Here is a 24,615-nt window from a genome sequence, read left to right as displayed (position 1 = left end):
TTGCGGAAAACATGCGCGGCAATCGTGCGTCCGTAACCTGCCTGCGCTTGCTGCGCTCTTGCGCATGCGGCATGATTGCGGGAATAGCAATAATCAAGCCGCCATTCAGAGCCAGGCGATCAAGGGAGGTTGTTTTCAATGAAGCATATTTTGTCGGGTATTTTTGCCGCAGCGCTTGCCCTCAGCGCGAGTGCTGCGCAGGCCCAGGACAGGCCTCCCCTGAAGATCGGCGGCATTCTCGACATGTCGAGCCTCTATGCCGACATCACCGGCCCGGGTAGCGAGACCGCGGCCAAGATGGCCGTGGAAGATTTCGGCGGCGAAGTGCTCGGACGCAAGATCCAGGTGCTGGCCGCTGACCATCAGAACAAGGCCGACCTGTCCGCCAACATCGCCCGCGACATGCTCGACAATCAGGGCGTCGAGATGATCTATGACGTCGCGGCGTCCGCGACTGCGCTTGCTGCCGGCGAGATCGCGAAAGCGCGGGGCAAGATTATCATGTTCAACGGCCCTGGCTCGATCCGTCTCAGCAACGAGGCCTGCGGTCCCACCACCATCCACTACGTGTTCGACACTTACGGCCAAGCCAATGTGACGGGCCTTGCGGCCGTGAGGTCGGGCCTCGACACATGGTTTTTCCTCACCGCCGATTACGCCTTCGGCCAGGATCTGGAGAAGGACACCAGCGCCGTCGTCACCAAGAGCGGCGGCAAGGTGCTCGGCGCCGTGCGCCATCCGCTCAACACGTCGGACTTCTCGTCCTTCCTGCTTCAGGCGCAGGCGTCCAAGGCCAAGGTGATCGGGCTTGCCAATGCCGGTGGCGACACCGTCAACGCGATCAAGCAGGCGGCCGAGTTCGGCATCACCAAGGGCGGCCAGAAGGTCTCGCCGTTGCTCGCCTTCGTCACGGACATCGACTCGATCGGGCTTGAGACCGCGCAGGGTCTGCTGCTGGCCGAGGCCTTCTACTGGGACATGAACGACGAGACGCGCGCTTTCTCGAAGCGCTTTCAGGAGCGTGTCAAGCGGCCGCCAACTTCGGCGCAGGCTGGCGTCTATTCCTCCGTCACGCACTATCTGAAAGCGGTGAAGGCAGCCGGCACGACTGATGCTGCTGCCGTCATCAAGGTGATGAAGGAGACGCCGATCAACGATTTCTTCGCGCATAACGGCAAGATCCGCGAGGACGGCCGCATGATCCACGACATGTACTTGTTCGAGGTCAAGAAGCCGTCGGAATCCAAGGGCCGCTGGGACGATTACAAGCTGCTCGCCACGGTTCCCGGCAACGAGGCATTCCAGTCGCTGGAACAGTCGCGCTGCCCGCTGGTGAAGAAGTGACGGCGTGACGAAGTCGCACCGTCATCCCGGGGCTCGCATAGCGAGAGCCCGGGATCCATCGGGCGGCAGTGACGGTTGAGAAATGGATTCCGGGCTCGCGCTTCGCGCGCCCCGGAATGACGGAGCAGAACAACAACAAAGGGAGACGTCCCATGAACGACATGGTCCTGCAAAAGCTCGAAGGCGGGCTGCTCACCATCACCATGAACCGACCCGAGCGGAAGAATGCGCTTAATCCCGAGATGGTCGCAGGTCTCGTCGAGGCGGCGCGGCGCGCGGCCGACGATCCCGAGGTGCGCGCGGTGCTGGTCAAGGGCGCGGGCGGCTCGTTCTGCGTCGGCGGCGACGTCAAGTCGATGGCGGCCGGACGTGCGCCGCTGCCGTTCGAAGTCAAGATGGCAAACTTGCGCCGCGGCATGGAGGTCTCGCGCATCCTGCACCAGATGCCGAAGCCCGTGGTGGCGCAGCTTGATGGCGCGGCAGCCGGCGCCGGCCTGTCGATGGCACTGTCCTGCGATCTCCGCGTCGCCAGCGAATCCTGCAAGATCACGACAGCCTTCGCAAAAGTCGGCTTCTCCGGCGATTACGGCGGCACCTATTTCCTGACCCAGCTGCTTGGTAGCGCCCGGGCACGCGAGCTTTATCTGACCTCGCCGGTGCTGACCGCGAAGGAAGCGCATGCGATCGGCATGGTGACCAAGGTCGTGCCTGACGCCGAGATCGATGCGGCCGCGCATGAGCTCGCGCTGTCGCTGGCGCAGGGACCGTCGATTGCGCTTGGCTTCATCAAGCGCAACATCAACAATGCCGAGCACCTGCCGCTGGAAGATTGTTTCGACGGCGAAGCGATCCATCACACCCGCTGCAGCGACACTGAGGATCACAAGGAAGCCGCGAAGGCCTTCGTCGAAAAGCGCAAGCCAGCTTTCAGGGGCGCATGACCATGGCGCCCTATATGCGGCTGCGGCAGATTTGTCTCGTCGCGCCGCAGCTCGCGCCTGTTATCTCCGATATCACCGAGATCATGGGCCTCGCCGTCTGCTACCGCGACGGCAATGTCGCGAAATACGGCCTGGAAAACGCGCTGATTCCGGTCGACACGATCATGTTGGAGGTGGTCGCGCCGTTCAAGGGCGGCACCACGGCCGGCCGCTTCATCGAGAAAACCGGTGGCCGCGGCGGTTACATGGCGATCTTCTGCTGCAATGATCCCGACGAGCGCGGGCGCCATGCGAATGCCATGGGCGTGCGTACCGCCAACGTCATCGACCACGCGCCCTATCACGGCGTCCAGCTCCACCCGCGCGACTGCCGGGCCGCCTTCATCGAGTTCAACCACACCGAAGGGAGCGATGACATTCTAGGCGCGTATCCGCCGGCCGGGCCGGACTGGCAAAAGTTCGTTCGCAAGGATGTGACGCAGGCGCTGACCGGTGTGGAGATGCAGAGCCCCGACCCGCAGGGGCTGGCGGCGCATTGGGGCAGGATCGTCGGCGTTGCGGCTGATGGCTCCGAATTGAAGCTACCCAACGCGACCTTCCGCTTCGTGAAGGGCGCCAGCGAGATCATGAGCGCGCTCGAGTTTCGGGTCGTGGATACAGCGCACATGCTGCATGTCGCGAGGTCGAAGGGACTCGCGGTGGCAGGGAATGAGTTTTTGCTGGGTGGCGTGACGTTCCGACTCGCGGCCTGAGCGGTTGCCTCACACGCAGCTGTCGTCCCGACAAGCGAAGCGCAGATCCGGGATCCATAACCACAGGGTAGAGTTTGGCGAAGACTCGTGGTGACCAGCTCGCGCGACAACTTCTCCCTGTGATTATGGGTCCCTGCGTTCGCAGGGACGACAGCGGAGAATGTAGCGGCGCCGGTGCGAGAGGTTGACTACCTCCCCCTAAAATTCGCAACGCGACGTTCTTCAGTCGCCTTCACGCCTTCCTTGAAGTCTTCTGTCGCGCGCAGGCGGGTCTGCTCGGCGAGCTCGTGGTTGGTCGCGGCCATGACACGATCGGCGAGTCCTGCGCGCATCGTGGCGCGGGTGGAGAGCAGGCCGAGCGGAGAGCATTCGGCGATCTCGCCGGCGAGCTTCATCGCCGCCGCCTTCACTTGGTCCTGCGGCACCAGCTCGTTGGCGAGGCCCCACTTGTACGCTTCTTCGCCGGTGACGCGGCGGCTGGTGTAGAACATCAGCTCGGCGTTGTTCTTGCCGATCAGCTCGGGCAGCGTCGTCGTCAGGCCGAAACCGGGATGGAAGCCGAGTTTTGTGAAGTTCGCCGAGAATCGCGCTTCGGGGCAGGTAACGCGGAAATCCGCCGACACGGCAAGCCCGAGGCCGCCGCCGATGGCAGCTCCCTGCACGGCTGCGACGATCGGCTTCTTGGCGCGGAAGATACGCACGGCCTGGATGTAGAGATGGTTGATCGGGCCGAGGCTGTCGGCCGGATCGCCCTTGGCCTTCTTCTCCGCTTCCTGAGCCTCCTGCGCCTGCCGCGCCGGGTCGCCGAAATTGGCGCCGGCGCAGAACGCCTTGCCCTGCGCCGAGAGAACGGACGCGCGGATCTCGATGTCGCGGTCGAATTCGTCGAGCGCGTCCGCGATCTGATTGATCAGCGCGATGTCGAAGAAGTTGAGCGGAGGCCTGCGGATCTCGATGGTGCCGACGTGCCCGACCTTCTCGACGCCGATATCTTTGTAGGTGGTCATGATGTCCTCGAATGATTAGCGCAGGCCCAGTCCGCGCGACTAGCGCAAACCAAGTCCGCGCGCGATGATGCCGCGCAGCACTTCCGTCGTGCCGCCCTGGATGGTGAGTTTCGGTGCGGTCTTGATGGCGAAGTCGAGCTGCCGCTCCAGCGTCTCGCGGTTGGTCGCGGTCTCCTCGACGAAGGCGGCAAGGTCGCGCACGCGATGCGGGAGCTGCTGCTCCCAGACCGTGCCGATGTCCTTGACGATGGACGCCTCCACCACCGGCTCCTTGCCGGCTTGCAGCATGCCGGCCACCGAGACCGACATGCGCCGCATGGTGTGCAGCTGCGCGACGAGCCGGCCGATGCCTTCGGCGCTGCGCGTGTCCGGATGAGGACCGACTGCGCGCACGAGCTCGGTCAGTACGTAATAGGTCTCGAGGAAGCGCTCGGGGCCGGAGCGTTCATAGGCGAGCTCGCTCGTTGCCTGCTTCCAGGCGCCGTCGACTTCGCCGAGCACGTGATCATCCGGCACGAAGAAGTCGGTGAACACGACCTCGTTGAACTCGTATTGGCCGGTGATCTGGCCGATCGGGTTCACCTTGATGCCCGGTTGCTTCATCTTGACCAGGAACTGGGTCAGGCCGTGACGGCGGTTTTCCTTGGTCGGTGGCGACGTCCGGAAGATCGCGATCATGTAGTCGGCGATATGCGCCGACGAGGTCCAGATCTTGGTGCCGTTGATGAGATAGCCGCCATCGGTCTTGGTCGCGCGCGTCTTTGCCGCGAACAGGTCCGAACCGGAGTTTGGCTCGCTCATGCCGATGGCAAAGCAGATCTCGCCGCGGCAGATGCGCGGCAGGATGTCCATCTTGATATGTTCGGGCGCGTATTTCAGCAGCACCGGGCCACTCTGGCGGTCGGCGACGAAGAAACGCCGCGTCGGCGCGTTCGCCACGCGCATCTCTTCGGTCACCACATAGCGCTCGAGGAAGGAGCGCTCCTGGCCGCCATATTTCTTCGGCCAGGTCATGCCCAGCCAGCCCTTGGCGCCGACTTTCCGGGAAAACTCCGGCACGTCGGTATCTTCGCGGTTGGGCTTGTGCGGATCGAAGGTGCCGGCGGCAATTTCCTCGGCGAGGAAGGCGCGCACTTCCTTGCGCAATTGCTCGCATTTCTCGGGCAAGCGTATCGGATCGAAACGGAGGGCAGCGGTCATATGTTTCGTCTCCCGATCAGCGCGATGCCACGAGCGGCCACAATTCGTCGGCGCCTCGGCGCGCGACCAGCTTGCCGAGCTCGACGGCCCAGTAGCTCTCCGAACCGAAATCGTCGCGCCAGGCCAGCGCCCGCAGCGAATAGCGGTGCAGGATGTGCTCGATGGTGAACCCGATCGCACCGTGAACCTGATGCGCGATGCCGCCGCCTTTTTCGGCCGCTTCCGCGCAGCGGATCTTTGCAGCGGCGGCTTCGAGATAAACTTCGTCGTTGAACGATTTTGCGTTCGCGATGGCGTCGGCGGCGGAGGTCGCGGCCGCAAGTGCCGCGGCGGATTCGCCGGCGAGGCGCGCGAGATTGTGCTGCACGGCCTGGAATTTCGAGATCTTCTTTTCGAAGGCGACGCGCTCGTTGGAATAGCGCACGGAGATGTCGAGCATGGATTCCAGCGCGCCGGCGATTTGCAGGCTGCGCGCGACGCCGCCCATCAGCATCAGATTGGTCTGGTCGACGCCATCAGGCGCGGCCTTGATGGTGATGGGCTGGACCTTGTCGAGCGTGACGGTGTCGCTGTGGTCGTAGCCGACATTGAGCCCGGATTCGATCCGGCCCTTCGAAGCATCGACCAGCGCGATCGAGACACCGTCCTTGCCATGCGCGAGCACCGCAAAGTGTTTTGCCGCTTTGGCAAAGGGCACGCCGCGGCAGCGGCCAGAGAGTGCGCCGTCGGCATCAAGGGTGACGCGATCCTTCGGTGACGCCGGCAGCGCTGTCATCTCGCCTTCGGGCGACGTGATCTTCGCCTGCGCCAGCAGCCAGCCCGCCAGCATGGTCTCGGCCAGTGGAACCGCGACTGCGAAGCGGCCCGCAGCGTTCAGCAGGGCAAAGCCGTCGGCAAGGCTGGCGCCGGAGCCGCCGAGCTCGTCGGGCACCCAGGACAAGGGCAAGCCTGCTTCGCTCAGCGCCTGCCACAGCGGCGCCTGCCACGAATTTGTCTTGTCGTTGTTGATGGTTTGCGGATCGGCAAGATCGGCGAAGATCTTCTCCGCGGTCTCGACGACGATATTGTCACTCTCCGCCACTGCGTTCCCCGTGTTTTGCCATTGGCGCCTCCTGCCCCATGGGGCGGCGCGCAGTCTCTTCTTGCGCCCGATGATCTGAAAAAGCCATGGCCCTGACAAGCGTCGATCGCAGGCCCATCTGCGGCTCCGGCATGGGGGCAACAACCGGTCTGGACTAATTCCGCTTAGCGGAGTTTGCTCGATTTGCACGGCACGGCAAACTCGCTAAACAGGGCGCCAGCAATTTACTGAGGGAAGGAAATACCGGATGGCCAAGGACAGTTTATGCGCAATCGTGACGGGGTCCGCATCCGGCCTCGGTGCTGCGACCGCAGAAATTCTCGCGGCGAGCGGGGCGCGGATCGTCATCAACTATTCGTCGAGCAAGACCGAAGCCGAGGCCACCGCAGACATCTGCCGCAAGGCCGGCGCCGCGGAAGTTCTGATCGTCCAGGGCGACGTCTCGCGCGACGAAGATTGCCGCAAGATCGTTGCGGCAGCCGCCTCCTGGGGCAAGCTCGACATCCTCGTCAACAATGCCGGCACCACCAAGCACGTCGCTTATGGCGATCTTGACGGATTGTCGGCGGACGATTTCCAGCGTCTGTACGGCGTCAATACCGTCGGTCCGTTCCAGATGGTGCGTGCCGCGCGCAGCCTGCTCGAGGTCGGCGCGAAGGCATCGGGGCGCACTTCGGCGGTCGTCAACGTGTCCTCGGTTGCTGGCATCAACGGCGTCGGCTCCTCGATGGCCTATGCTGCGAGCAAGGGCGCGCTCAACACCCTCACGCGATCGCTGGCGGTTGCGCTTGCGCCGATGATCCGTGTGAACGCTGTCTGTCCGGGCTATATCGATACGCCCTGGTTCACCAAGGGGCGCGGTGAGGAAGGCGCGAAGAAAGTGCGCGATGCCGTGTTGGCGAAGGTGCCGCTCAAAGTCGCCTCATCCGCCGAGGATATCGCGCAGCTCGTCTGCTTCCTGGCGCTGCCCGCCTCCGGCAACATGACCGGCGAGGCCGTGCGCATGGATGCGGGGATGCATTTGATTACGTGATAATGGACGCGCTCTCTCTCCGTCATGGCCGGGCTTGACCCGGCCATCCACGTGCTACCGCGCGGATCGTAAGACGTGGATGCCCGGGTCAAGCCCGGGCATGACGGTGCGGAAGCAGCAGTGTGCTGCCTTCGGCGCTTTGAAGCGCTACCCCTTGATCACGCCGCTCGCGACCAGCCGGTGCCAGATGAACAGCACCACCACGGCGCCGATCGTGGCCATGATGAAGCCTGCGCCCTGATCCGGACCGTAGTGGCCGATGGCCTGGCCGATGAAGGTCGCCAGAAACGCACCGACGATGCCGAGGATGGTGGTGAGGATGAAGCCGCTCGGGTTGTTCGGTCCCGGCGCCAGAAAGCGTGCGATGAGACCGGCGACGAAGCCGACCACGATGATCCACAAGATGCCGCTCATGCTCATGTTCGTGCTCCCCTCGTTGCAATGAAAATCAGAGCCTGCCCGAAAGTTCGTTCTCGGTCGGCAACCGTCCGTCCGGCGTTAAATGATCGATGACCTTCGGCAGGTATTGGCTCAGGCCGGAGAGCAATTCGTCGCGCGACAGGCCACTCTGAGCTGACAGGCTCTGGATCTGGTCGGCGCCGAGCGCATTGGCGAGATCGCCGGGGCTGATGGCCTTGTTCTCGCCCTTGGAGACCCAGGTGTTTGCGGTCTCGCCGTGGCCGGCCTGCTGAAGCTGGTTGACGAGATCGCCGAGGCCGCCGCTCAGCACGGAGCCGGCCGCGCCGCCCGCGAGCAGGCCACCGAGGCCGCCCTTCAGGACATCGCCGAGGCCACCGCCTCCGCCAAGCGCGCCACCAAGTCCGCCACCAGCGCCGGCATTCACCGGCGGGGGCGCCGGGATCGGCGTCGGCTGTGGCACCGAGCCGGGTTGGCTTCCGGTCATATGCTTGAATGCCTTCCAGGCGAGCAGGCCGAGGATCGCCATGGTTATCGGCGACATGCCGCCGGAGGATGATTGCGAGCTCGGCGTGCTCGGACCGCGGGGACCGTTCTGCATGCCGTTGAGGACGTCGAGTAGACCCATGGTGCTCTCCTTTGCCGTTCTCGTCGGCGAGCTCTCGCCGGTGACAAGCCCCCAGGCAAAAACATATGGGGCTCTCATGACGGTTACAAGGCAGATGCGCTTTGGCCGCGGATGGGCAGCGGCTTCTGCCTCTGCTATCGAAAGCCGGTCATTCAGGGAGCAAGTCAGGTGGTGACGGATCGACCGATCGTGGTGGCCGGCGCGGGTGCCATCGGCTGTTTTGTCGGCGGCATGTTGGCAGTCGCCGATCGCCGCGTCGCATTGCTGGTGCGGCCGCGGGTGAAGACCGAGATCGAGCGGTTCGGCCTGCGGCTGACGGATTTCGACGGCTCCGAGAAGAAGCTGGATGCGGGCCGGCTCGCGCTGTCTGAGGATCCCGCGATCTTCCACAGCGCCGGCGTCGTGCTGGTCACGGTCAAGAGTGCGGACACGGCCGACGTCGCGGATCAGATCGCGCAGCATGCGCCGGGGGATGCCGTGATTGTGTCGCTGCAGAACGGCGTCGGCAATGTCGGCGTGTTGCGGGAACGGCTCGGCGGCCGGCGCGTGCTTGCCGGCATGGTGCCGTTCAATGTGGTCGCAAAGGGCGAGGGGCGTTTCCACCGTTCGACCTCGGGTGACATCACTGTCGGCGAAGATGCCGACGACACGGCTGCCGCGCTGTCCGTGCCCGGCCTCACCATGCGTGCAAGCCGAGATATCACCGGCGTGCAATGGGGCAAGCTGATCATCAATCTGAACAACGCGCTCAGCGCGCTGTCCGACATGCCGCTTGCAGCCCAACTGGCGAACCGCGACTGGCGAAAATTGTTTGCCGACCAGATGGCCGAAGGGCTGGCGACGCTGAAGGCCGCCGGCATCACGCCGGCTTCGGCAACGCCGATCCCGCCGAACTGGATGCCGACCCTGCTGCGATTGCCCGACATGATCTTCAACGTGATCCTGGGACGCACGATGAAGATCGATCCCGAGGCGCGCTCCTCGATGTGGCAGGATCTGAAGCAGGGCCGCAAGACCGAGATCGACTATCTCCAGGGAGCGGTGATCGCGCTCGCCGAGAAAAACAACGTCGATGTGCCGCTGATGCGCCGTGTTGTTGCGCTGGTGAAAGAGGCGGAAATTGCGGGCAAGGGTCCGCCAGGACTTTCGCCGCAGCAGATTCGTGGTGTGGTGTGAGTGTTGTCGGTTGATGGAGGAGCGAGATGAAATATGGGCTGATCTTTGTACTCGCGCCGATCGTGCTCTGCGGCGCCTTCAGCTTTGCCGAGGCCCGGCCGCCGACCGTCATGAACTCTCCCGGTTATGACGCGCGTTTGCAGGAGAGCCGCAAGGCGCTGGGAAATTCACAGACGACAACAACACCCACGAATGCCCCAACCGCTGCACCGAAGCGCAGCAAGAAGAAGCACGCGAACTGAAGCCACACCTCCGCTGGCGCTTGTCCGGGATGACAGCGGAATGCGGGGGCGCCGTCTCAGCCCTTCTTTGCCGGTTTGCTCGGCGTCGGGCTGAACAGCTTTTTCAGATCGTTCAAGCCCTCCGACAGCCGCGGCCACTCGCAGGAGAACGAACCCTTGGCGCAGCTGCCGCTCTTCGGTCGCGCAACTACACCCTGCTGCACCTTCGGCCGCTCGACCGGAACCGGCACGCGCTCGACCTCGGTCCGCAGGGCGACCTGCTGAAGCTGCTGCGCTTGCTGCTCCTGCTGCTGGCGCGCGGTGGCCTGGGCCGCTTCGTTGCTGCGGCGCTGATTGGCGAGATAGGCCGTGTAGGACTCGTCGATCTTCTTCTGCTCGTCCGGCGTCGGGTTGGGACCTGCTATGTCGAACGTGCGGTCCTGGAGGAAGTCGTAATAGGTGTAGCCGCCGCCGGCCTTGCGCCGACCGGCAAACTTGGCGTTGCAGTCGGCAAGTGCGGACGTCTTTTCGGCTTTGCTCGCGGATTTTTCGGCGGCGTCGGCGCATTCCTCGAAGTCGACGGGCGCGCGCTTCCACCATTGCGCGTGGGCATGCGATGGGGTCAGCAGAAAAAGCCCTGCTGCGGCAACGAGAAATGGCGCCGCACGACGCGATGCAACTACGTCAGACATTCTACGAGAGCATTCCCTGCGAGACTCAACCCAAACTGAATCATGGCCGATTTTTGCGCCTTTCTCGCCGGCTTGTCACCCTTGGAACCGGGGAATTTCATGGCCGGGTTGCTGACATTTTTTGCTTGACGTGGCCCGGGAGTCACAGCCGCGTGGCATGCGATGCGCTTAGAGTTTGACCGGCTCGACGACGAAGGAGAATGACCATCATGAGAGCGCTGACCCGTTTCGCCGCAATCGCTTTGGTGCTGGTTTGCGGCCGCGCGCTCGCAGCAGAGGAAGACGCGCCCAACCGCAAGCCGGTGAAGGTCGTTGCCGATGCGTGGCTGCCGGTCGGCGGGCGGGGAATGTTGCCGCTCTATCTCTCCAGCGACTGGTCGACACCACTGCCGGCGATTTCGCGCGCCATCATCGTGCTGCACGGACGCCTGCGCAATGCCGATGTATATTACATCTCCGCTCACACCGCGCAGGTCGCGGCTGGCGATGACGGCAAAAGCGCGTTGATGATCGTGCCGCAGTTCCTGGCGGAGATCGATGTCGAGGCTTACAAGCTGCCCGCGGACACGCTGCGCTGGTCACTGGAGGGATGGGAAGGCGGCGATGCAGCGCTTGCGCCGAACCCGGTCTCCTCCTTCGAGGCGCTCGACGCGATCCTGGCAAAGCTCGCCGACCGGCGCATCTTCCCGAACCTGAAGCAGGTTGTGGTCGCGGGTCATTCCGGCGGCGGCCAGGTTGCCCAGCGCTATGCCATCGCCGGCAAAGGCGAAGCGCTGCTCTCGCGCCAGCACATCGATGTTCGCTATGTCGTCGCCAATCCCTCGTCCTACGCCTATTTCAGCAACGAGCGCCCGGTGCCGGCGATGGCCGCGTCCTGCCCGGGTTACAATAACTGGAAATACGGCATGAACGAGCGGCCGCCCTATCTTGCGGATGCGACACCGGCCGCGCTGGAGCAGCGTTACGTCGAGCGCGACGTGATCTATCTGCTCGGCACGCTCGACACCAATCCCGAGCATCCCGCGCTGGACAAGAGCTGCATGGGCAAGGCGCAGGGGCCCTATCGCTACGCGCGTGGTCATGCTTACGTGGATGCGATGGCGAAGCGCGATCACGGCACGCCCAATCACAGGGTGTGGGATGTCGTCGGCGTCGGCCATGACGGCGACAAGATGCTGACCTCGAAATGCGGCCTTTCGGCACTGTTCGATAGTCCGGGCTGCGGTGCGGAACGGTGATCTCGACGCCTTGAAGGCGGATGCTTGACGGTTTGGCACCGGGGTGCGAGCGCGCGTCGAACAAGAGAATTCATAGAAGGACCGAATTCCATGACCATCACCATCGCAGCCAACAGCGTGCCGAAGCCGCCGGCCGACATCATCGAGGGCTTCAGGAATGCACCGACCTCGATCATTTCGGACAATCTCGGCCGGCTGCCGGGTGCGGTCGGACTGAAGCCGTATCACCGCAGCGGCCGGCTGATCGGCGCGGCTTTCACGGTGCGCACCCGGCCCGGCGATAATCTTGCCATCCACCGCGCGCTCGAGCTGGTTGGTCCCGGCGACGTCATCGTGGTCGATGGCGGCGGTGACGAGACGAGGGCTCTGGTCGGCGAGATCATGAAGAACATCGCGCAGTGGCGCAAAGCGGAAGGCTATGTGATCGACGGCGCGATCCGCGACGTCGCGGCCTTCGCGGAAGATACCTTTCCCTGCTTCGCCCGGGCCGTGATCCACCGCGGCCCCTACAAGAATGGTCCGGGCGAGATCAACGTGCCCGTCACGGTTGGCGGCAGCGTCGTTTCCCCAGGCGATATCGTGGTCGGCGACGAGGACGGCGTGGTATCGTTTCCCGCCGCCGGCGCCGCAGCGCTGCTGGAGGCGGTGCGTGTCCAAATCAGGCGCGAGGATGAGACGCTGAAGGCGATCCGCGAGGGCCGCTACCAGGGGGCTTACGGGAAGTCCTGATCGATCGCTTGTGGCCTCGCGAAGGGCTTCCGATCCGGCCCTTGCTTTGATATGTACAGCTCCAGGCAACCCGCCGACTTGCGGGTTCCGCGGTCCCGTAGCTCAGCCGGATAGAGCGGCGGTTTCCTAAACCGTAGGTCGCATGTTCGAGTCATGCCGGGATCGCCATTACGGCTTCAAGACGCTTGTGAGAAAGCGTGATGTCGCCTCGTGCACGTCAGGCCGATTAAGGATGGTGTGCACGTCCGCGTCCACGACGAGGACCACCGCCTGTGGATTTCCCTTCAGCGCGCCGCTGCAGTTGCCGGTGACGGCAAAGTCCTTGTTCCAGGGATTGCTGGGCGAGAAATAGGGGTCACGCGCAGAGATGGCGTTGAAGACCGGCTCCTCGGGGCCGAAGCCCGGACGCGGACGATCGACGAAGTAGTTCGCCTCGCACGACCACGAATAGATGAGTCTCGCCACGCTGCCTGAGCCTGCATAGCGGCTCACTGCGACCGATCCCTCGCTGGTGCCGGCGATCACGATCCGGGTGGGATCCACCCAGGCCCACGTCTTGGACATCTTCAGCGCATGCTCGAGCTCGGCGAGGCGTAGCGCGTGAACGCGTTCATAAATGTCGACCGAGACGGGGGAGGTGTAGATCAGCCGATCTGGAATCGCCAGGCTGTCGGGTGCAACCGAGGCGAGCCCGAGCGCGTCGGCAAGCCAGATCTGAAAATCCTTGACGGCAGGTGCGACGCCGCTCGATCCGTGCAACAGCACGACCAGCGGTGCTTTGCCGGCGACTTCGGGGGCCGCTGAAGCAAAGCCCTGCCAGCGGTGGCCGCCAGCCAACGCGGCCGGCAGGACGAGGCTGGCTTTGGACCAGGTGGCGGCGAGATTCTCAGGGGTCGGCTCGAGCGTCGTGCCTTTGATGTCACCCGGCTGGTCGGCGGCAAGTGCAATCCCTGCCGTCAGAATGAATATGAGGCAGGCAACTAGGCCCAGCCTCCTGCCGCCTTTTCCGATCGGAGTCATTTCGAAGCTTCACCCCGCACCGTGCACCCCTTCGGCTGGCGATCCCAGACGGAATCATAGCGGTCCAGACTCATGTGCGGAAGCGTAGACTTCTCGGTCCCGGCGCATTCGCGTATCCCACGCAAGAGTTGCCGGGAAATTCTACGGCTGGTGCCGCCGCGTGATCGCCACCTGGGCGGCCTGGGTATAAAGGCTCGACACCAGTTCGAGATGGGAGCCCGCGGCGTCCGACTTTTCGGCCCAGCCGTCCAGCGCTTCCAGCATCGGAGGAAGCGTTTCCGCCCGCATGGCCGCATAGGCTTCGGTAACGTCGTGGCCCCGCTCGGTCGCGCGGTAACGCGTCTCTTTGCGCGATGAGGAGCCCTCGGTCTCGATCAGGCCGGCCTTGACCAGCTTGCGGGTCGCATATTGCAGATTGGGGACGTCGACGCGGTTGAGCAGCTGGCCGATCTCCGAGAGGCGCTTGGGCTCGTCGCCCATGCGCACCACGTTGAGCACGGCGACGTCATCGCCGGTCAGCGGCACGTCGCAGACGGCGGCAAGGCAGGCCGCCTTCCAGCGGTAATAGGCCTGCGCCATCCGCTCCAGCCTGAACTCGAATTCGGAGAGCCGCCGCTCGGTTTCGGTGCGTGCCAGGTGCCACGAGCCCGGCCGCTCGGTGGCGGCCGGCCGCTGCTTGTCTCTCGCGGCCGTGCCCGTGCGTCGCGCGGCCGCCTTCTGCGTCTTCCTCAACATCGTCTCCTGATTCCCGCCCTCGCTCACGGCCTGGGCAGGCTGTGCCCAATCTATGCTATTTACAAGTTCGATTCTTACATTAAAAATTCAATTAAGAAAGCATGATGAAAAGGCAGTCGCCTTTGCCTCGTGCCGGACGCGTCAAACAGACGCGCCGCCATGGGAGAAGGCTCCAAGGGCTCAACGAGGAGAGGGGACGATCACGATGGCCGGACAGTGGATCGACATCGCTGCCAAGGATGGCAGCACGTTCAAGGGATATCTTGCGGTCCCCGCCTCGGGCTCCGGTCCCGGCATCCTGCTGTTGCAGGAGATTTTCGGCGTCAACAAATCGATGCGGGAGGTCGCCGATCACTACGCCGAGGAAGGCTATGTGGTGCTGGCGCCCGACCTGTTCTGGCGCATGGAGCCCGGCGTCGAGCTCGGCTACACCGAGGCCGATTTCGGCAAGGCGATGGGCTACTACCAGCGCTTCGATGCCAATCAGTCGATCAAGGACGCCGCCGACGCGCTGAAGGTTCTGCGCGCACGCCCCGAATGCAAGGGCAAGGTCGGCGCGCTCGGCTTCTGTCTCGGCGGCAAGCTTGCTTATCTCACCGCCGCGCGCACGGATGTCGACTGCGCCGTCAGCTATTACGGCGTCGGCATCGAGGCCGATCTCGGCGAAGCCGGCGACGTCAAATGTCCGGTCGTGTTCCATTTCGCCGAGCTTGACCGCTTTGCGCCGGCGGAGGCGCGTACGCAGATCATGGCGGCTTTCAAGGAGCGGCCGGACATCGAGTTCTATCTCTATCCCGGCTGCGACCACGCTTTCGCGGCGCCGGAGCGCACCAGCTTCAACAAGCCAGCGACGCTGATGGCCTATACGCGCTCGATCGCGCTATTCCGCAAGGTGTTGGGTCCGCATTACGATCTCTCGGCGCTGTGGGACAAGCACACCGAGCTCGAGTTCGCGACGCGTTCAGCTGAGCAGACCATGACGACCATGGTTGCCGAGCCCTATGTGAATCATATTCCGACCATGACGGGCGGCGTCGGCTATCGCGACTTGCTGCGCTTCTACAAGAACCACTTCATTCCGAAGACGCCGCAGGACACCAAGCTGGTGCCGATCTCGCGTACCATCGGCTCGGACCGCATCGTCGACGAGATGCTGTTCTGCTTCACCCACGACATCGAAATCGACTGGATGTTGCCCGGCGTGCCGCCGACCGGCAAATATGTCGAGATCCCGCTGGTGGCGATCGTGCGCTTCCGTGGCGACAAGCTCTACAACGAGCACATCTATTGGGACCAGGCGTCCGTGTTGGTGCAGATCGGGCTGATCGATCCGAGCAAGCTGCCGGTCGCCGGCATCGAGACCGCCAAGAAGCTGGTCGACGAATCGCTGCCGTCCAACACGTTGATGGCGCGCTGGTCCGAAAGCGCCGGGAAATAACCTGATTTGATCGACGGCGCCGCTTGCGGCACCGTTTCGCAAATGCTCGCAATCTCTCGTCCATCGTGTTGGGGGTCATGAACATGCCGTCGCTCTCTCGTCGCTCGCTTCTCCAGCTCGCCGGCGGCGCCGCCGCGCTGCCACTCGCCTCGGGTCTCACCGGCGGCGCGCTCGCGGCTACGCCGGGCACGCTGACCATCGCCTACAATGTCAATCTGCCGTCGTTCGATCCGACCGTCGGCCTCTCCGCCGTCAATCCGACCATCCAGTCGATCTATCAGGCAGTGTTTGATCCCTATATCGGCCAGGCGCCCGACCTGTCGTTCAAGCCGGGGCTGCTGACGAAATGGGGCTGGAACGAAGATCGCAGCAAGATCACGATGGACGTGCGCAAGGGCGCCACCTGGCATGACGGTTCGCCCGTGACGCCGGAAGACGTTGTGTGGTCGCTAACGCGCGCCGCGGACCCGAAGGGCGGCAATCCCATCCAGTTCGTCTGGTCCAAGGTCGGCAATTACAAGATCGACGGCAACACCATCACCGGCGACGTCCTGGAGTTCGAGCCGACGCTGTTCAAATGGATGGCGTTTCTCACCGGCTACATCCTGCCGAAGGCCTATTACGAGAAGGTCGGTGCGGAAGGGTTCGAGAAGGCGCCGATCGGATCGGGCCCCTACAAGGTCGATGCCTTCGAGCGCAACGCGTTCCTCAGGCTGAAGGCGCATTCGGGCTATTGGGGTCCCAAGCCCGCCTTCGAGACCGTGGTGTTCAAATTCATTACCGATCCCACCAGCCGCGTCGCGGAGATGGAATCCGGCGGCTCCGATCTCACCTTCGAGATTCCTTACGAAGAGTTCGACCGGCTGAAGGGCAAGCCGGGCCTTGCCGGCCAGACCAAGCCGGTCTCCGACATCGCGATGATCTTCCTCACCGACATTGATCCGATGCTCGATCGCAATGTGCGTCTGGCGGCAAATCACGCCATCGACAAGAAGGCAATCGTCGACCGGCTGCTCAAGGGCTACGGCGTGCCGATCGCGACGCTGGAGGCGCCGGGCTACGCCGCCTTCGATCCCTCGATCAAGGTCGCCTACGATCCCGAACTTGCCAAGAGCCTGCTCGCCAAGAGCGGATACTCGCCGGAGAAGCCGGTCAAGTTCACGATCCAGACCACGCGCGGCTTCAAGCCGAAGGATTATGAGATGATCCAGGCGATCGTCGGGATGTGGCGCAAGGTCGGCATCGACGCGACCATCGAGGTCTACGAGATCGCAAAGCATTTCGAGCTGCGCGCGCGCCACGCGCTAGCTCCGGCCGCCTTCTACAATTGGGGCAACGCCATCGGCGATCCCTCGACCTCGACCGGCTTTGCGATGTTCGGGCCCTCGCCGCACTGCGCCTGGAAGGGCAAGGACCTCGTCGAGCGCATCGGGCCGTTGTGGGGCGAGAAGGACGAAGCCAAGCGCATCGCCGGCTACAAGGCGGTCGACAAATACATCGCCGAGGAAGGCGAGGTGATCCCGCTGTTCCAGTATGTGCAACCGATCATCCACAAGAAGGGCCTCAAGGTCGTGTCGCAGTCCAACGGCATGATCCTCCCGCAGCTCGTCACGCCGGCTTAGGCCGGGCTTTAGAGAAGGGCGCCCAGGATGCGATGGGGCGAGCTGATCAAGCGACTCGTCCTGGTTCCGCCCACACTGTTCGGTGTGGCGGTGATCGTCTTTGTGCTGTTGCGTGTCGTGCCGGGCGATCCCATTGCGATGATGATCCCGCCCGGTGCCTCGGAAGCCGATATCGGGCGGCTGCGCGCGCTCTACGGCCTCGACCAGCCGATCCTCCAGCAATTTGCGAGCTGGCTCGGCCAGGTCGCAAGCGGCGACTTCGGCCGCTCCATCAGCGTGCGGCAAAGCGTGCTGGAATTGTTGCTGGCGCGGCTGCCGGCCACGATCGAGCTTGCGTTGCTCGCAACTGTCGTCGCTGTCTTGCTCGGCGTTATCGCTGCGCTTGTCGGCATTCTGCTGCGGGGCCGGCGCGCGGAATGGCTCGTCGATGGCGGCGTTGGAATGCTGCTTGCGATTCCGGATTTCCTCTGGGCGCTGATCCTGCTGCTGATGTTCGGCGTGCTGGTCCCCCTGCTGCCAATCTCTGGCCGGATCGATCCGGAGATCGAGCTCAATCTGCATAGCAATTTCTTCCTGATCGAAAGCGTGCTGACAGGCCGCTTCGACATCGCCTTCGCGCTCCTGCACCACATGATCCTGCCGGCGCTGGCGCTGGCGCTGCCGTTTGCGGCCCTGGTGGCGCGGCTGTTGAAGGCATCGCTGGCGGAGGCCGAGGACCATGACTATGCGCAGATCGCGCGCGCCCGTGGCTATTCGCGCCCGAACATTCTGCTGCATGAGGTGTTTCCCAACGCGCTGATCCCGACGGTCGCGCTCGGCGGCGTTCAGGTGACGCTGCTGCTCGGCGGCACCGTGCTGGTCGAACGCATCTTCTCCTATGAAGGCATCGGCAACATGGCGATCGACGCGGTGATCAACCGCGACTTTCCGCTGATCCAGGGTTTGGTGCTGACCTTCGCGGTGCTCTTCATCGCGCTTAATCTCGTCGTCGATCTCGTAGTGACCATGCTGGACCCGAGGCTGCGCCATGGCTGACATCGCAGTCACCTCCATTGCCGCGCCGCCGTCGCGCCTGCTTGTCGGCTTGAAGCGAGGCGGTCCGCGTCTCTGGATCGGCGCCGCGCTGGTCACCCTGTTGGTGCTGGCCGCGCTGTTAGCGCCCGTGCTTGCGCCGCACGATCCGCTCGAGCAGGATCTGATGTCGGCGCAATTGCCGCCGGCCTGGATGACGGGCGGCGATCGGTCTTACCTCCTCGGCACCGACAGCCTAGGCCGCTGCGTGCTGTCCCGCCTGATCTATTCGGCGCGCACCGCGGTCATCGTCGCTCTGATTGCGGCAACGCTGGCCGCTCTGATCGGCGTCGCGCTCGGCCTGTTTGCGGGGAGCTTTGGCGGCTGGGTCGACCAGTCCATCTCGCGGCTGATCGATGTCTGGATGGCCTTTCCGCCCGTGCTTCTCTCGATCGTGCTGGCCGCGGTGATTGGCGCGGGGCTCACCTCGGTGATCGCGGCGATCGTGGTGGTCGATTGGACGCGCTTTGCCCGCGTGATCCGCGCCGAGACCATGGTACAGCTCACGCGTGACTACGCTGCCGCAGCCCGGGTGATTGGCTTGAGCCGGGTGAAGCTGCTGCGGTTGGAGATCTTGCCCAACCTAGTTCCGCTACTCGTGACCCTCCTCGCTGTCGAGATGGGGATCGCGATCCTGGTCGAAGTCATCCTGTCCTTTGTCGGCATCTCCGTAGCGGGCGATACGCCGACCTGGGGCAGCATGATCGCCGAGGGGCGCCAGATCGTCTATCAGGCGCCCTGGATCATGGCGTTACCGATCGTCTGCATCATCACCAGCGTGATCGGCCTCAACCTGTTCGGCGACGGCCTGCGCCTCGCGCTCGATCCGGTGCAACGCTCGTGACGGCGACGCTCACAGTGGAGGGGCTGAAAGTCGCGATCGGTGCCGCGAACGTGCTGCGCGGCGTCAGCCTCGACGTCCAGCCCGGCGAGGTTCGCGGGCTGGTCGGTGAATCCGGCGCCGGCAAGTCCATGCTCGGCCGCGCCGTGCTCGGGCTGCTGCCGGCGAATGCGACCGTCACCGCAGGGCGCATCGCTTTCGAAGGCCGCGATCTCCTGGCCATGGCTGAGGCTGAACGGCGCAGCCTGCTCGGCCGTCGGATTGCGCTGATCCCGCAGGATCCGATGACCTCGCTCAATCCGGTGAAGCGTATCGGAGCGCAGATCGGCAATTTGCTGCGACATCACCTCGACCTGTCGAAGCGCGCGGCGCTGACACGCGCCGCCGAGCTTCTGACCGAGGTCGCAATCCGCGAGCCGCAGCGGGTGCTGTCGCTCTATCCGCACGAGATCTCGGGCGGCATGCGCCAGCGCGTCCTGATCGCGATGGCCTTTGCCTGCGATCCAGCGCTCGTCATTGCCGACGAACCGACCACGGCGCTCGACGTCACCGTGCAGCGCCAGGTGCTGCAGCTCGTCGAGCGGCTGCGCCTGCGCCACGGCAGCGCCGTGCTGTTCGTCACCCACGACCTCGGCGTGGTCGCGAAGATCTGCCGCAGCATGACGGTGCTGCATGCCGGCCGCGTGCTGGAGGAGGGCGAGACGGCCAATGTGCTGACGCGGCCGCGCCATGCCTATACCCGGGCGCTGCTTGCCGCGACGCCGCGCGCCGACCGGCCGGCTGACGCGCTGCGTCCGGTGCCGCCTGATCTCATCGCGCAATTGTGGTCTGAAGCGCACCGGCTTGACCATATCCCGGCGGCGGGGGCGACATGAGCGACATCCTGCTTCGCACGGGAAGCCTTGGCTTCGGCTATCCGCAACGCAACGGCCTGTTTGGCAAGCCGACCTTGCGCGAGGTGATCAAGGGCGTCGATCTCGCGGTGCCGCGCGGCTCGGTGCTCGGTCTCGTCGGAGAGTCCGGTTCGGGCAAGACCACGCTCGGTCGCCTGTTGGTGCGGCTGTTGAGGCCGACCTCCGGTGGCATCCAGTTCGACGGTGTCGAGATCGGCCAGCTCGACGAGGCCGCGTTGCGCCCTCTGCGGGCGCGCATTCAGATGATCTTTCAGGATCCGCAATCCTCGCTCAATCCGCGGCTGCGGCTCGGCACGACGTTGACGCGTCCGCTCGGCGTGCACGGGCGGCTGAAGGGCAAACGCGACCAGCGCGAGCGCGCGGCGGCTTTGCTCGAGCTGGTCGGCCTTCCAACCGAATTCGTCGACCGCTATCCGCACGAATTGTCCGGCGGCCAGCGCCAGCGCGCCGGCATCGCACGGGCGCTTGCGCTGGAGCCAGATTTCATCGTTGCCGACGAGATCGTGTCGGGCCTCGATGTCTCGACCCAGGCGCACATCCTGCTGCTGTTGAAGGAGCTGCGTGCGCGGCTCGGCCTCACCATGGTCTTCATCAGCCACGATCTCTCGGTCGTGCGCGTGCTCTGCGACGACGTTGCGATCCTGCATCATGGCGAGGTCGTCGAATTCGGTCCCGTCGCGCGCGTGTTCGGCGCGCCGCAGCATTCGTATACGCAGCAATTGCTCGCCGCCATTCCGCTGCCCGATGTCGAGCCGGGCTGGCTCGACGATTCCACGGTTGTCACTCCCCAACAGCAAGGATCAGCCGCATGACCGAGACCATCAAGGGTTCCGTCGTCCTCGTCACCGGCGCTGCCGGAGCAATCGCGCGGGCGCTCATCGCAGAACTGAAGACACGCGGCGCTGCGAAGATCTACGCCGCTGCACGCGATATTTCCGCGCTGACCGCCTCTGATGGCATCGTGCCGGTCAGGATGGACGTCACCAGCGACGACGATGTCGCGAAGGCGGTTGGCCTGCTCGGCGATGTCACGGTGCTGATCAACAATGCCGGCGTGAACCACAACACCGGCTTCATGGTCGCGCCCGATCTTGCGATCGCGCGCGAGGAGATCGAGATCAATTATCTCGCGCCGCTGCGGGTGACGAAGGCGTTCGCGCCGACGCTGATCAAGAACAAGGGAGCGGTGCTCAACATCCTCACCATCCTTGCGCGCGTGAACCTGCCGTTCATGGGATCCTACTGTGCCTCCAAGGCGGCGGGCCTCAGCCTGACGCAGGGCCTGCGCGGCGACCTCGGCCCGAAAGGCGTGCGCGTCGCTGCCGCACTGCCCGGTGCGATCGATACGCGCATGACCGCGATGCTGACCATCCCCAAGATGACGACCGCGGATGCGGCCAAGGAAATCCTCGACGGCTTCGCGGCCGGCGAGGAGGAGATCTATGTCGGCGAGATGGCGCGCGGCCTTGCACAAGGCCTTGCCCATGATCCCAAGGGTGTCGAACGCCAGTTGGCGTCGCCGGGCTGAGTTTCACATCGGATGTTGCGTTGTTGCGAACCATAAGGAAGCGAACATGATCCCGTTGAGAGTACTGCTTGCCTCCGCCGCGCTGTCGCTCGGTGCCTCGATCCTGCCGGCTTCGGCGGATTCCATTCCCGGCCTGCGCGGCCACGACCACACCGGCGTCACCGTGCCGGACGTGAAGGCCGCGACCGCCTTCTTCACCGACGTCCTCGGCTGCTCGCACGCGATGTCGTTCGGGCCTTTCATGGACGACAAGGGCACCTTCATGCAGGACGTCGTCAACGTGAACCCGCGCGCCGTCATCGACGAGATCAGCATGGTCCGCTGCGGTTACGGCTCCAACATCGAGCTGTTCCAGTATCAGTCGCCCGACCAGGCCAAGACGCTGCCGAAGAACAGCGATATCGGCGGTCACCACATCGCGCTCTATGTCGACGACATCGCAAAGGCCGCTGACTATCTGCGATCGAAGAACGTCAAGACCATGCAGGGACCAATCCCCGTGAACGAAGGGCCGGCGGCCGGTCAATCCATTCTCTATTTCCTGACGCCGTGGGGAATGCAGATGGAGCTGATCAGCTATCCCAAGGGCATGGCCTACGAGAAGAGCGCCAAGACCGTGCTGTGGTCGACGACCGAACCGACGAAGTGACATCAGTCATAGACGAATTCGCGACCCGGTCTTTCAGCCGCGGAGTGGGCTCTTGGCGGGTTTGCATGGCCGCGTAAATTCGGTTCTCGTCAAGCCCCCGATAAAAAAAGATCGGCACTGCTTTGCGCGCCATCGTGCTTGCGAAGCGGGGGCCGTATTCACATCTCCGCTCCCGCAATTCTGGGGTGTGGCCTTGGTTAACAAGACCACCCAGTTGCGAATTGTGGAGATGAATTATGAACATCAATGGTTTCGACGTCGCCTGGCTGATCCAGCCGGCGCTTTGGGCCGCAGCCGCGATCGCGTTTGTGATCCTGCTGCGGGTAGCCAATATCTTTCGTTACATTCCGAACAACCAGGTCGGCATCGTCGAGAAGATGTGGTCGACGAAAGGATCGATCGACGAAGGCTTCATCGCGCTCAACGGTGAAGCCGGTTACGAGCCGGAAGTGCTGCGCGGCGGCGTGCACGTGTTCTTTCCGTTCATGTACCGGATCCACAAATCGGATCTCGTCACGGTCGGACAGGGCAAGATCGCCTATGTGTTCGCGCGCGACGGCGCGCCGCTTGGCGCGTCGCAAGTGCTCGGCGCCAACGACAGCGAGGACAAGTCGGACTTCCAGGACGTGCGGCGATTCCTGCTCGCCGGCGGCCAGAAGGGTCCGCAACGCAAAGTCCTGCGCGAAGGCACCTATGCGATCAATACGACGCAATTCGCGATTATCACCGACGATCGTGTCTATGGCCATGCCCTGAGCGAGCAGGAACGCGGCGTGCTCGACGCCATGCAGCTCACGATCTCTGAACGATGGGGCTTTACGCCCGTCGTGCTTGCGGCCGATCATGACCTCGTTGGCGTCGTCACCGTGCATGACGGCCCGTCGCTGCCGCCGGGCGAGATCATTGCGCCCGAGGTCGGCGCCGATCTCCGTGACGGCGAGATCTTTCACAACAATTTCCAGGAGCCCGAGAAATTCCTGGCTGCCGGCGGCTATCGCGGCCGGCAGCTCCAGGTCATCGTTGAGGGCACCTGGTACATCAATCGCCTGTTCGCGACCGTCGAGGCGGTGCCGAAGACGGTGATCCCGGTCGGCAATGTCGGCGTCGTCATCTTCTACACCGGTCCGCACAGCGGCGACGTCTCGGGCGAGCAGTATCGCCACGGCGAACTCGTCCTCAACGGCGGCCGCGGCGTCTGGAAGGATCCGCTGCTCCCAGGCAAATACGCGTTCAATACCTATGCCGGCAAGATCGAGATCATCCCGACCGTCAACTTCATCCTGAAATGGGTGCGTGGCGAGGTCGGTGCGATGAAGCTCGACGAGAACCTCTCGGAGATCTCGCTGATCACCCGCGATGCGTTCGAACCGACGCTGCCGCTCTCGGTGGTGATGCATATCGACTACAAGAAGGCGCCGATGATCATCCAGCGGTTCGGCGACGTGAAGAAGCTGGTCGAGCAGACCCTCGACCCGATGGTCAGCGCGTTCTTCAAGAACATCGCGCAGAAGATGACCTTGATCGAATTGCTGCAGAACAGGGCGTCGATCCAGGAGGAATCGGCCGCTCAAATGAAGGCTAAGTTCGAGAGCTATTCGCTCGACCTCCAGGAGGTCCTGATCGGCACGCCGCGCGCGGCGACCGGCGACCACACCATCGAGAACATCCTGATCCAGCTCCGCTCGCGCCAGATCGCGCGCGAGCAGATCGAGACCTATCAGGAGCAGGAGAAGGCTGCCGTGCAGGAGCGCGCGCTCAACGAGGCCAAGGCGACCGCGGCGGCGCAGTCGGCGCTGACGCAATCGCTGATCCAGATCAAGGTGAACGAGAACGAAGGTGCTGCGGCGCTTGCCCGCGCGCAGAAGGACGCCGAGACCCGCAAGGTCACCGCGGCCGCGGTCGGCGAGCAGTCGCGGCTCGAAGGCCAGGGCGAGGCCGATCGCGTGCTGGCGGTCGGTACTGCCAATGCCCAGTCGACCAAACTCTCGGTCGACGCCTATGGCGGGCCGGAGTTCAGGCTCGCCGAGCAGAACTTTGCCAAGTTCGCCGATGCGCTCACCCGGATCAACCAGCCGCTGGTGCCGCAATTCCTGATGTCAGGTGCGCAAGGCGCGGAGAATAGCAATGCTGGCCTGATTCCGACCGCGATGCTGAGCTCGATGTTTGGCCGCATGATGCCGGATGCGCTGGAGCGGCTGAAAGAGGAGGCACCAAAGGCTGCGCGCAGGCCCAACGGCCAGTGATCGCAGCCGATTTGCTTGGGCGGCGTGAATATTGCTAACAAAGGCGTCCGGGCTGGAAGCGCACCTTCCTGCCCGGCCCTTGCTTGCCCACATTC

Annotated in this window: 25 protein-coding genes and 1 tRNA gene; 18 read left to right on the top strand and 8 right to left on the bottom strand. The window is 64.0% G+C overall.

Features of this window, described 5'->3' with window-relative positions; genetic code table 11:
- Window positions 1-138: 138 nt before the first annotated feature.
- The 3 genes from M2427_RS19180 to M2427_RS19170 all read left to right on the top strand — a co-directional run bounded on the left by M2427_RS19180 (window position 139) and on the right by M2427_RS19170 (window position 3,037).
- Window positions 139-1,344 (top strand): ABC transporter substrate-binding protein, encoded by a 1,206-nt coding sequence (locus M2427_RS19180; RefSeq protein WP_280708101.1) that lies wholly within the window; start codon window positions 139-141, stop codon window positions 1,342-1,344.
- 152 nt (window positions 1,345-1,496) lie between these two features.
- Complete coding sequence (locus tag M2427_RS19175) at window positions 1,497-2,285, top strand: enoyl-CoA hydratase (protein ID WP_280708100.1); 789 nt, start codon at window positions 1,497-1,499, stop codon at window positions 2,283-2,285.
- Window positions 2,286-2,287: 2 nt separating this feature from the next.
- Window positions 2,288-3,037, top strand: coding sequence for a hypothetical protein (locus tag M2427_RS19170; protein WP_280708298.1), 750 nt, complete (start codon window positions 2,288-2,290; stop codon window positions 3,035-3,037).
- A gap of 188 nt (window positions 3,038-3,225) precedes the next feature.
- Here M2427_RS19170 and M2427_RS19165 read toward each other — a convergent pair whose 3' ends face one another.
- From M2427_RS19165 to M2427_RS19155, 3 genes are read right to left on the bottom strand one after another with little or no spacing between them, the layout of a single operon-like run.
- Window positions 3,226-4,044: an enoyl-CoA hydratase/isomerase family protein gene (locus M2427_RS19165; RefSeq protein ID WP_280708099.1), complete on the bottom strand. Its 819-nt coding sequence runs from the start codon at window positions 4,042-4,044 to the stop codon at window positions 3,226-3,228.
- A 39-nt stretch (window positions 4,045-4,083) separates the two neighbouring features.
- Entirely contained in the window at window positions 4,084-5,244 is a 1,161-nt protein-coding gene (locus M2427_RS19160) for an acyl-CoA dehydrogenase family protein (protein ID WP_280708098.1), read from the bottom strand.
- Window positions 5,245-5,260: 16 nt separating this feature from the next.
- Complete coding sequence (locus M2427_RS19155; protein ID WP_280708097.1) at window positions 5,261-6,325, bottom strand: acyl-CoA dehydrogenase family protein; 1,065 nt, start codon at window positions 6,323-6,325, stop codon at window positions 5,261-5,263.
- A 247-nt stretch (window positions 6,326-6,572) separates the two neighbouring features.
- Here M2427_RS19155 and M2427_RS19150 point away from each other — a divergent pair, with 247 nt between their 5' ends.
- Window positions 6,573-7,358 carry an SDR family oxidoreductase gene (locus tag M2427_RS19150; RefSeq protein WP_280708096.1) on the top strand — a complete coding sequence of 262 codons (786 nt, stop codon included), beginning with the start codon at window positions 6,573-6,575 and terminating at the stop codon, window positions 7,356-7,358.
- Window positions 7,359-7,505: 147 nt separating this feature from the next.
- On the opposite strand, the gene M2427_RS19145 is transcribed toward M2427_RS19150, so the two are convergent.
- Both M2427_RS19145 and M2427_RS19140 read right to left on the bottom strand, forming a co-directional pair.
- The gene (locus M2427_RS19145; protein WP_280708095.1) at window positions 7,506-7,778 is read right to left on the bottom strand and encodes a GlsB/YeaQ/YmgE family stress response membrane protein; all 273 of its coding nucleotides are present in this window, start codon (window positions 7,776-7,778) and stop codon (window positions 7,506-7,508) included.
- Between the two features lie 28 nt (window positions 7,779-7,806).
- A complete protein-coding gene (locus tag M2427_RS19140) occupies window positions 7,807-8,403 on the bottom strand; it encodes a YidB family protein (RefSeq protein ID WP_280708094.1) in 597 nt (198 codons plus the stop codon).
- A gap of 168 nt (window positions 8,404-8,571) precedes the next feature.
- On the opposite strand from M2427_RS19140, the gene M2427_RS19135 reads away from it, so the two are divergent.
- Complete coding sequence (locus M2427_RS19135; RefSeq protein WP_280708093.1) at window positions 8,572-9,579, top strand: 2-dehydropantoate 2-reductase; 1,008 nt, start codon at window positions 8,572-8,574, stop codon at window positions 9,577-9,579.
- A 26-nt stretch (window positions 9,580-9,605) separates the two neighbouring features.
- Window positions 9,606-9,821, top strand: coding sequence for a hypothetical protein (locus tag M2427_RS19130; RefSeq protein WP_280708092.1), 216 nt, complete (start codon window positions 9,606-9,608; stop codon window positions 9,819-9,821).
- Between the two features lie 56 nt (window positions 9,822-9,877).
- Here the strand turns inward: M2427_RS19130 and M2427_RS19125 are convergent, their stop codons facing one another.
- Window positions 9,878-10,492: a hypothetical protein gene (locus M2427_RS19125; RefSeq protein WP_280708091.1), complete on the bottom strand. Its 615-nt coding sequence runs from the start codon at window positions 10,490-10,492 to the stop codon at window positions 9,878-9,880.
- A 209-nt stretch (window positions 10,493-10,701) separates the two neighbouring features.
- Between M2427_RS19125 and M2427_RS19120 the strand changes: the two genes are divergently transcribed.
- The 3 genes from M2427_RS19120 to M2427_RS19110 all read left to right on the top strand — a co-directional run bounded on the left by M2427_RS19120 (window position 10,702) and on the right by M2427_RS19110 (window position 12,627).
- The gene (locus M2427_RS19120) at window positions 10,702-11,730 is read left to right on the top strand and encodes an alpha/beta hydrolase (RefSeq protein WP_280708090.1); all 1,029 of its coding nucleotides are present in this window, start codon (window positions 10,702-10,704) and stop codon (window positions 11,728-11,730) included.
- A 90-nt stretch (window positions 11,731-11,820) separates the two neighbouring features.
- The gene (locus tag M2427_RS19115) at window positions 11,821-12,459 is read left to right on the top strand and encodes an RraA family protein (RefSeq protein ID WP_280708089.1); all 639 of its coding nucleotides are present in this window, start codon (window positions 11,821-11,823) and stop codon (window positions 12,457-12,459) included.
- 91 nt (window positions 12,460-12,550) lie between these two features.
- Window positions 12,551-12,627, top strand: a tRNA-Arg gene (locus tag M2427_RS19110).
- Here M2427_RS19110 and M2427_RS19105 read toward each other — a convergent pair.
- The gene (locus tag M2427_RS19105; protein ID WP_280708088.1) at window positions 12,628-13,479 is read right to left on the bottom strand and encodes a hypothetical protein; all 852 of its coding nucleotides are present in this window, start codon (window positions 13,477-13,479) and stop codon (window positions 12,628-12,630) included. It lies immediately after the preceding tRNA gene.
- 141 nt (window positions 13,480-13,620) lie between these two features.
- Complete coding sequence (locus M2427_RS19100) at window positions 13,621-14,214, bottom strand: winged helix DNA-binding protein (protein WP_280708087.1); 594 nt, start codon at window positions 14,212-14,214, stop codon at window positions 13,621-13,623.
- Window positions 14,215-14,419: 205 nt separating this feature from the next.
- On the opposite strand from M2427_RS19100, the gene M2427_RS19095 reads away from it, so the two are divergent.
- The 9 genes from M2427_RS19095 (at window position 14,420) to M2427_RS19055 (ending at window position 24,520) form a co-directional block, all read left to right on the top strand.
- Window positions 14,420-15,652 (top strand): dienelactone hydrolase family protein, encoded by a 1,233-nt coding sequence (locus tag M2427_RS19095; RefSeq protein ID WP_280708086.1) that lies wholly within the window; start codon window positions 14,420-14,422, stop codon window positions 15,650-15,652.
- Window positions 15,653-15,735: 83 nt separating this feature from the next.
- On the top strand, window positions 15,736-17,274 hold the full coding sequence (locus tag M2427_RS19090; RefSeq protein WP_280708085.1) for an ABC transporter substrate-binding protein: 1,539 nt from the start codon (window positions 15,736-15,738) through the stop codon (window positions 17,272-17,274).
- 27 nt (window positions 17,275-17,301) lie between these two features.
- The gene (locus tag M2427_RS19085) at window positions 17,302-18,309 is read left to right on the top strand and encodes an ABC transporter permease (RefSeq protein ID WP_280708083.1); all 1,008 of its coding nucleotides are present in this window, start codon (window positions 17,302-17,304) and stop codon (window positions 18,307-18,309) included.
- Entirely contained in the window at window positions 18,302-19,189 is an 888-nt protein-coding gene (locus M2427_RS19080; RefSeq protein ID WP_280708082.1) for an ABC transporter permease, read from the top strand. The genes M2427_RS19085 and M2427_RS19080 overlap by 8 nt, the downstream gene beginning before the upstream one ends.
- The gene (locus tag M2427_RS19075; protein ID WP_280708081.1) at window positions 19,186-20,061 is read left to right on the top strand and encodes an ABC transporter ATP-binding protein; all 876 of its coding nucleotides are present in this window, start codon (window positions 19,186-19,188) and stop codon (window positions 20,059-20,061) included. The genes M2427_RS19080 and M2427_RS19075 overlap by 4 nt, the downstream gene beginning before the upstream one ends.
- Window positions 20,058-20,912, top strand: a complete 855-nt coding sequence (locus tag M2427_RS19070; RefSeq protein WP_280708079.1) for an ATP-binding cassette domain-containing protein — start codon at window positions 20,058-20,060, stop codon at window positions 20,910-20,912. The genes M2427_RS19075 and M2427_RS19070 overlap by 4 nt, the downstream gene beginning before the upstream one ends.
- Window positions 20,909-21,628 carry an SDR family oxidoreductase gene (locus tag M2427_RS19065; RefSeq protein WP_280708078.1) on the top strand — a complete coding sequence of 240 codons (720 nt, stop codon included), beginning with the start codon at window positions 20,909-20,911 and terminating at the stop codon, window positions 21,626-21,628. The genes M2427_RS19070 and M2427_RS19065 overlap by 4 nt, the downstream gene beginning before the upstream one ends.
- Window positions 21,629-21,674: 46 nt before the next feature.
- Window positions 21,675-22,277: a VOC family protein gene (locus M2427_RS19060; RefSeq protein WP_280708076.1), complete on the top strand. Its 603-nt coding sequence runs from the start codon at window positions 21,675-21,677 to the stop codon at window positions 22,275-22,277.
- A gap of 236 nt (window positions 22,278-22,513) precedes the next feature.
- Window positions 22,514-24,520 (top strand): SPFH domain-containing protein, encoded by a 2,007-nt coding sequence (locus tag M2427_RS19055; RefSeq protein WP_280708074.1) that lies wholly within the window; start codon window positions 22,514-22,516, stop codon window positions 24,518-24,520.
- Window positions 24,521-24,615: the final 95 nt, after the last annotated feature.

The sequence above is a fragment of the Bradyrhizobium sp. BR13661 genome (assembly GCF_029892425.1).
Lineage (GTDB): Bacteria > Pseudomonadota > Alphaproteobacteria > Rhizobiales > Xanthobacteraceae > Bradyrhizobium.
The sequence above is the reverse complement of the archived record's forward strand: the minus strand, read 5'-3'. Positions and strand labels throughout refer to the sequence as shown.

Excerpts from the sequence above, each read along its gene's own strand:
- M2427_RS19180 (WP_280708101.1), top strand. The coding sequence starts at position 139 with ATGAAGCATATTTTGTCGGGTATTTTTGCCGCAGCGCTTGCCCTCAGC.
- M2427_RS19175 (WP_280708100.1), top strand. The coding sequence starts at position 1,497 with ATGAACGACATGGTCCTGCAAAAGCTCGAAGGCGGGCTGCTCACCATC.
- M2427_RS19170 (WP_280708298.1), top strand. The coding sequence starts at position 2,288 with ATGGCGCCCTATATGCGGCTGCGGCAGATTTGTCTCGTCGCGCCGCAG.
- M2427_RS19165 (WP_280708099.1), bottom strand. The coding sequence starts at position 4,044 with ATGACCACCTACAAAGATATCGGCGTCGAGAAGGTCGGGCACGTCGGC.
- M2427_RS19160 (WP_280708098.1), bottom strand. The coding sequence starts at position 5,244 with ATGACCGCTGCCCTCCGTTTCGATCCGATACGCTTGCCCGAGAAATGC.
- M2427_RS19150 (WP_280708096.1), top strand. The coding sequence starts at position 6,573 with ATGGCCAAGGACAGTTTATGCGCAATCGTGACGGGGTCCGCATCCGGC.
- M2427_RS19145 (WP_280708095.1), bottom strand. The coding sequence starts at position 7,778 with ATGAGCATGAGCGGCATCTTGTGGATCATCGTGGTCGGCTTCGTCGCC.
- M2427_RS19140 (WP_280708094.1), bottom strand. The coding sequence starts at position 8,403 with ATGGGTCTACTCGACGTCCTCAACGGCATGCAGAACGGTCCCCGCGGT.
- M2427_RS19130 (WP_280708092.1), top strand. The coding sequence starts at position 9,606 with ATGAAATATGGGCTGATCTTTGTACTCGCGCCGATCGTGCTCTGCGGC.
- M2427_RS19125 (WP_280708091.1), bottom strand. The coding sequence starts at position 10,492 with ATGTCTGACGTAGTTGCATCGCGTCGTGCGGCGCCATTTCTCGTTGCC.
- M2427_RS19120 (WP_280708090.1), top strand. The coding sequence starts at position 10,702 with ATGAGAGCGCTGACCCGTTTCGCCGCAATCGCTTTGGTGCTGGTTTGC.
- M2427_RS19115 (WP_280708089.1), top strand. The coding sequence starts at position 11,821 with ATGACCATCACCATCGCAGCCAACAGCGTGCCGAAGCCGCCGGCCGAC.
- M2427_RS19105 (WP_280708088.1), bottom strand. The coding sequence starts at position 13,479 with ATGACTCCGATCGGAAAAGGCGGCAGGAGGCTGGGCCTAGTTGCCTGC.
- M2427_RS19100 (WP_280708087.1), bottom strand. The coding sequence starts at position 14,214 with ATGTTGAGGAAGACGCAGAAGGCGGCCGCGCGACGCACGGGCACGGCC.
- M2427_RS19095 (WP_280708086.1), top strand. The coding sequence starts at position 14,420 with ATGGCCGGACAGTGGATCGACATCGCTGCCAAGGATGGCAGCACGTTC.
- M2427_RS19090 (WP_280708085.1), top strand. The coding sequence starts at position 15,736 with ATGCCGTCGCTCTCTCGTCGCTCGCTTCTCCAGCTCGCCGGCGGCGCC.
- M2427_RS19085 (WP_280708083.1), top strand. The coding sequence starts at position 17,302 with ATGCGATGGGGCGAGCTGATCAAGCGACTCGTCCTGGTTCCGCCCACA.
- M2427_RS19080 (WP_280708082.1), top strand. The coding sequence starts at position 18,302 with ATGGCTGACATCGCAGTCACCTCCATTGCCGCGCCGCCGTCGCGCCTG.
- M2427_RS19070 (WP_280708079.1), top strand. The coding sequence starts at position 20,058 with ATGAGCGACATCCTGCTTCGCACGGGAAGCCTTGGCTTCGGCTATCCG.
- M2427_RS19065 (WP_280708078.1), top strand. The coding sequence starts at position 20,909 with ATGACCGAGACCATCAAGGGTTCCGTCGTCCTCGTCACCGGCGCTGCC.
- M2427_RS19060 (WP_280708076.1), top strand. The coding sequence starts at position 21,675 with ATGATCCCGTTGAGAGTACTGCTTGCCTCCGCCGCGCTGTCGCTCGGT.
- M2427_RS19055 (WP_280708074.1), top strand. The coding sequence starts at position 22,514 with ATGAACATCAATGGTTTCGACGTCGCCTGGCTGATCCAGCCGGCGCTT.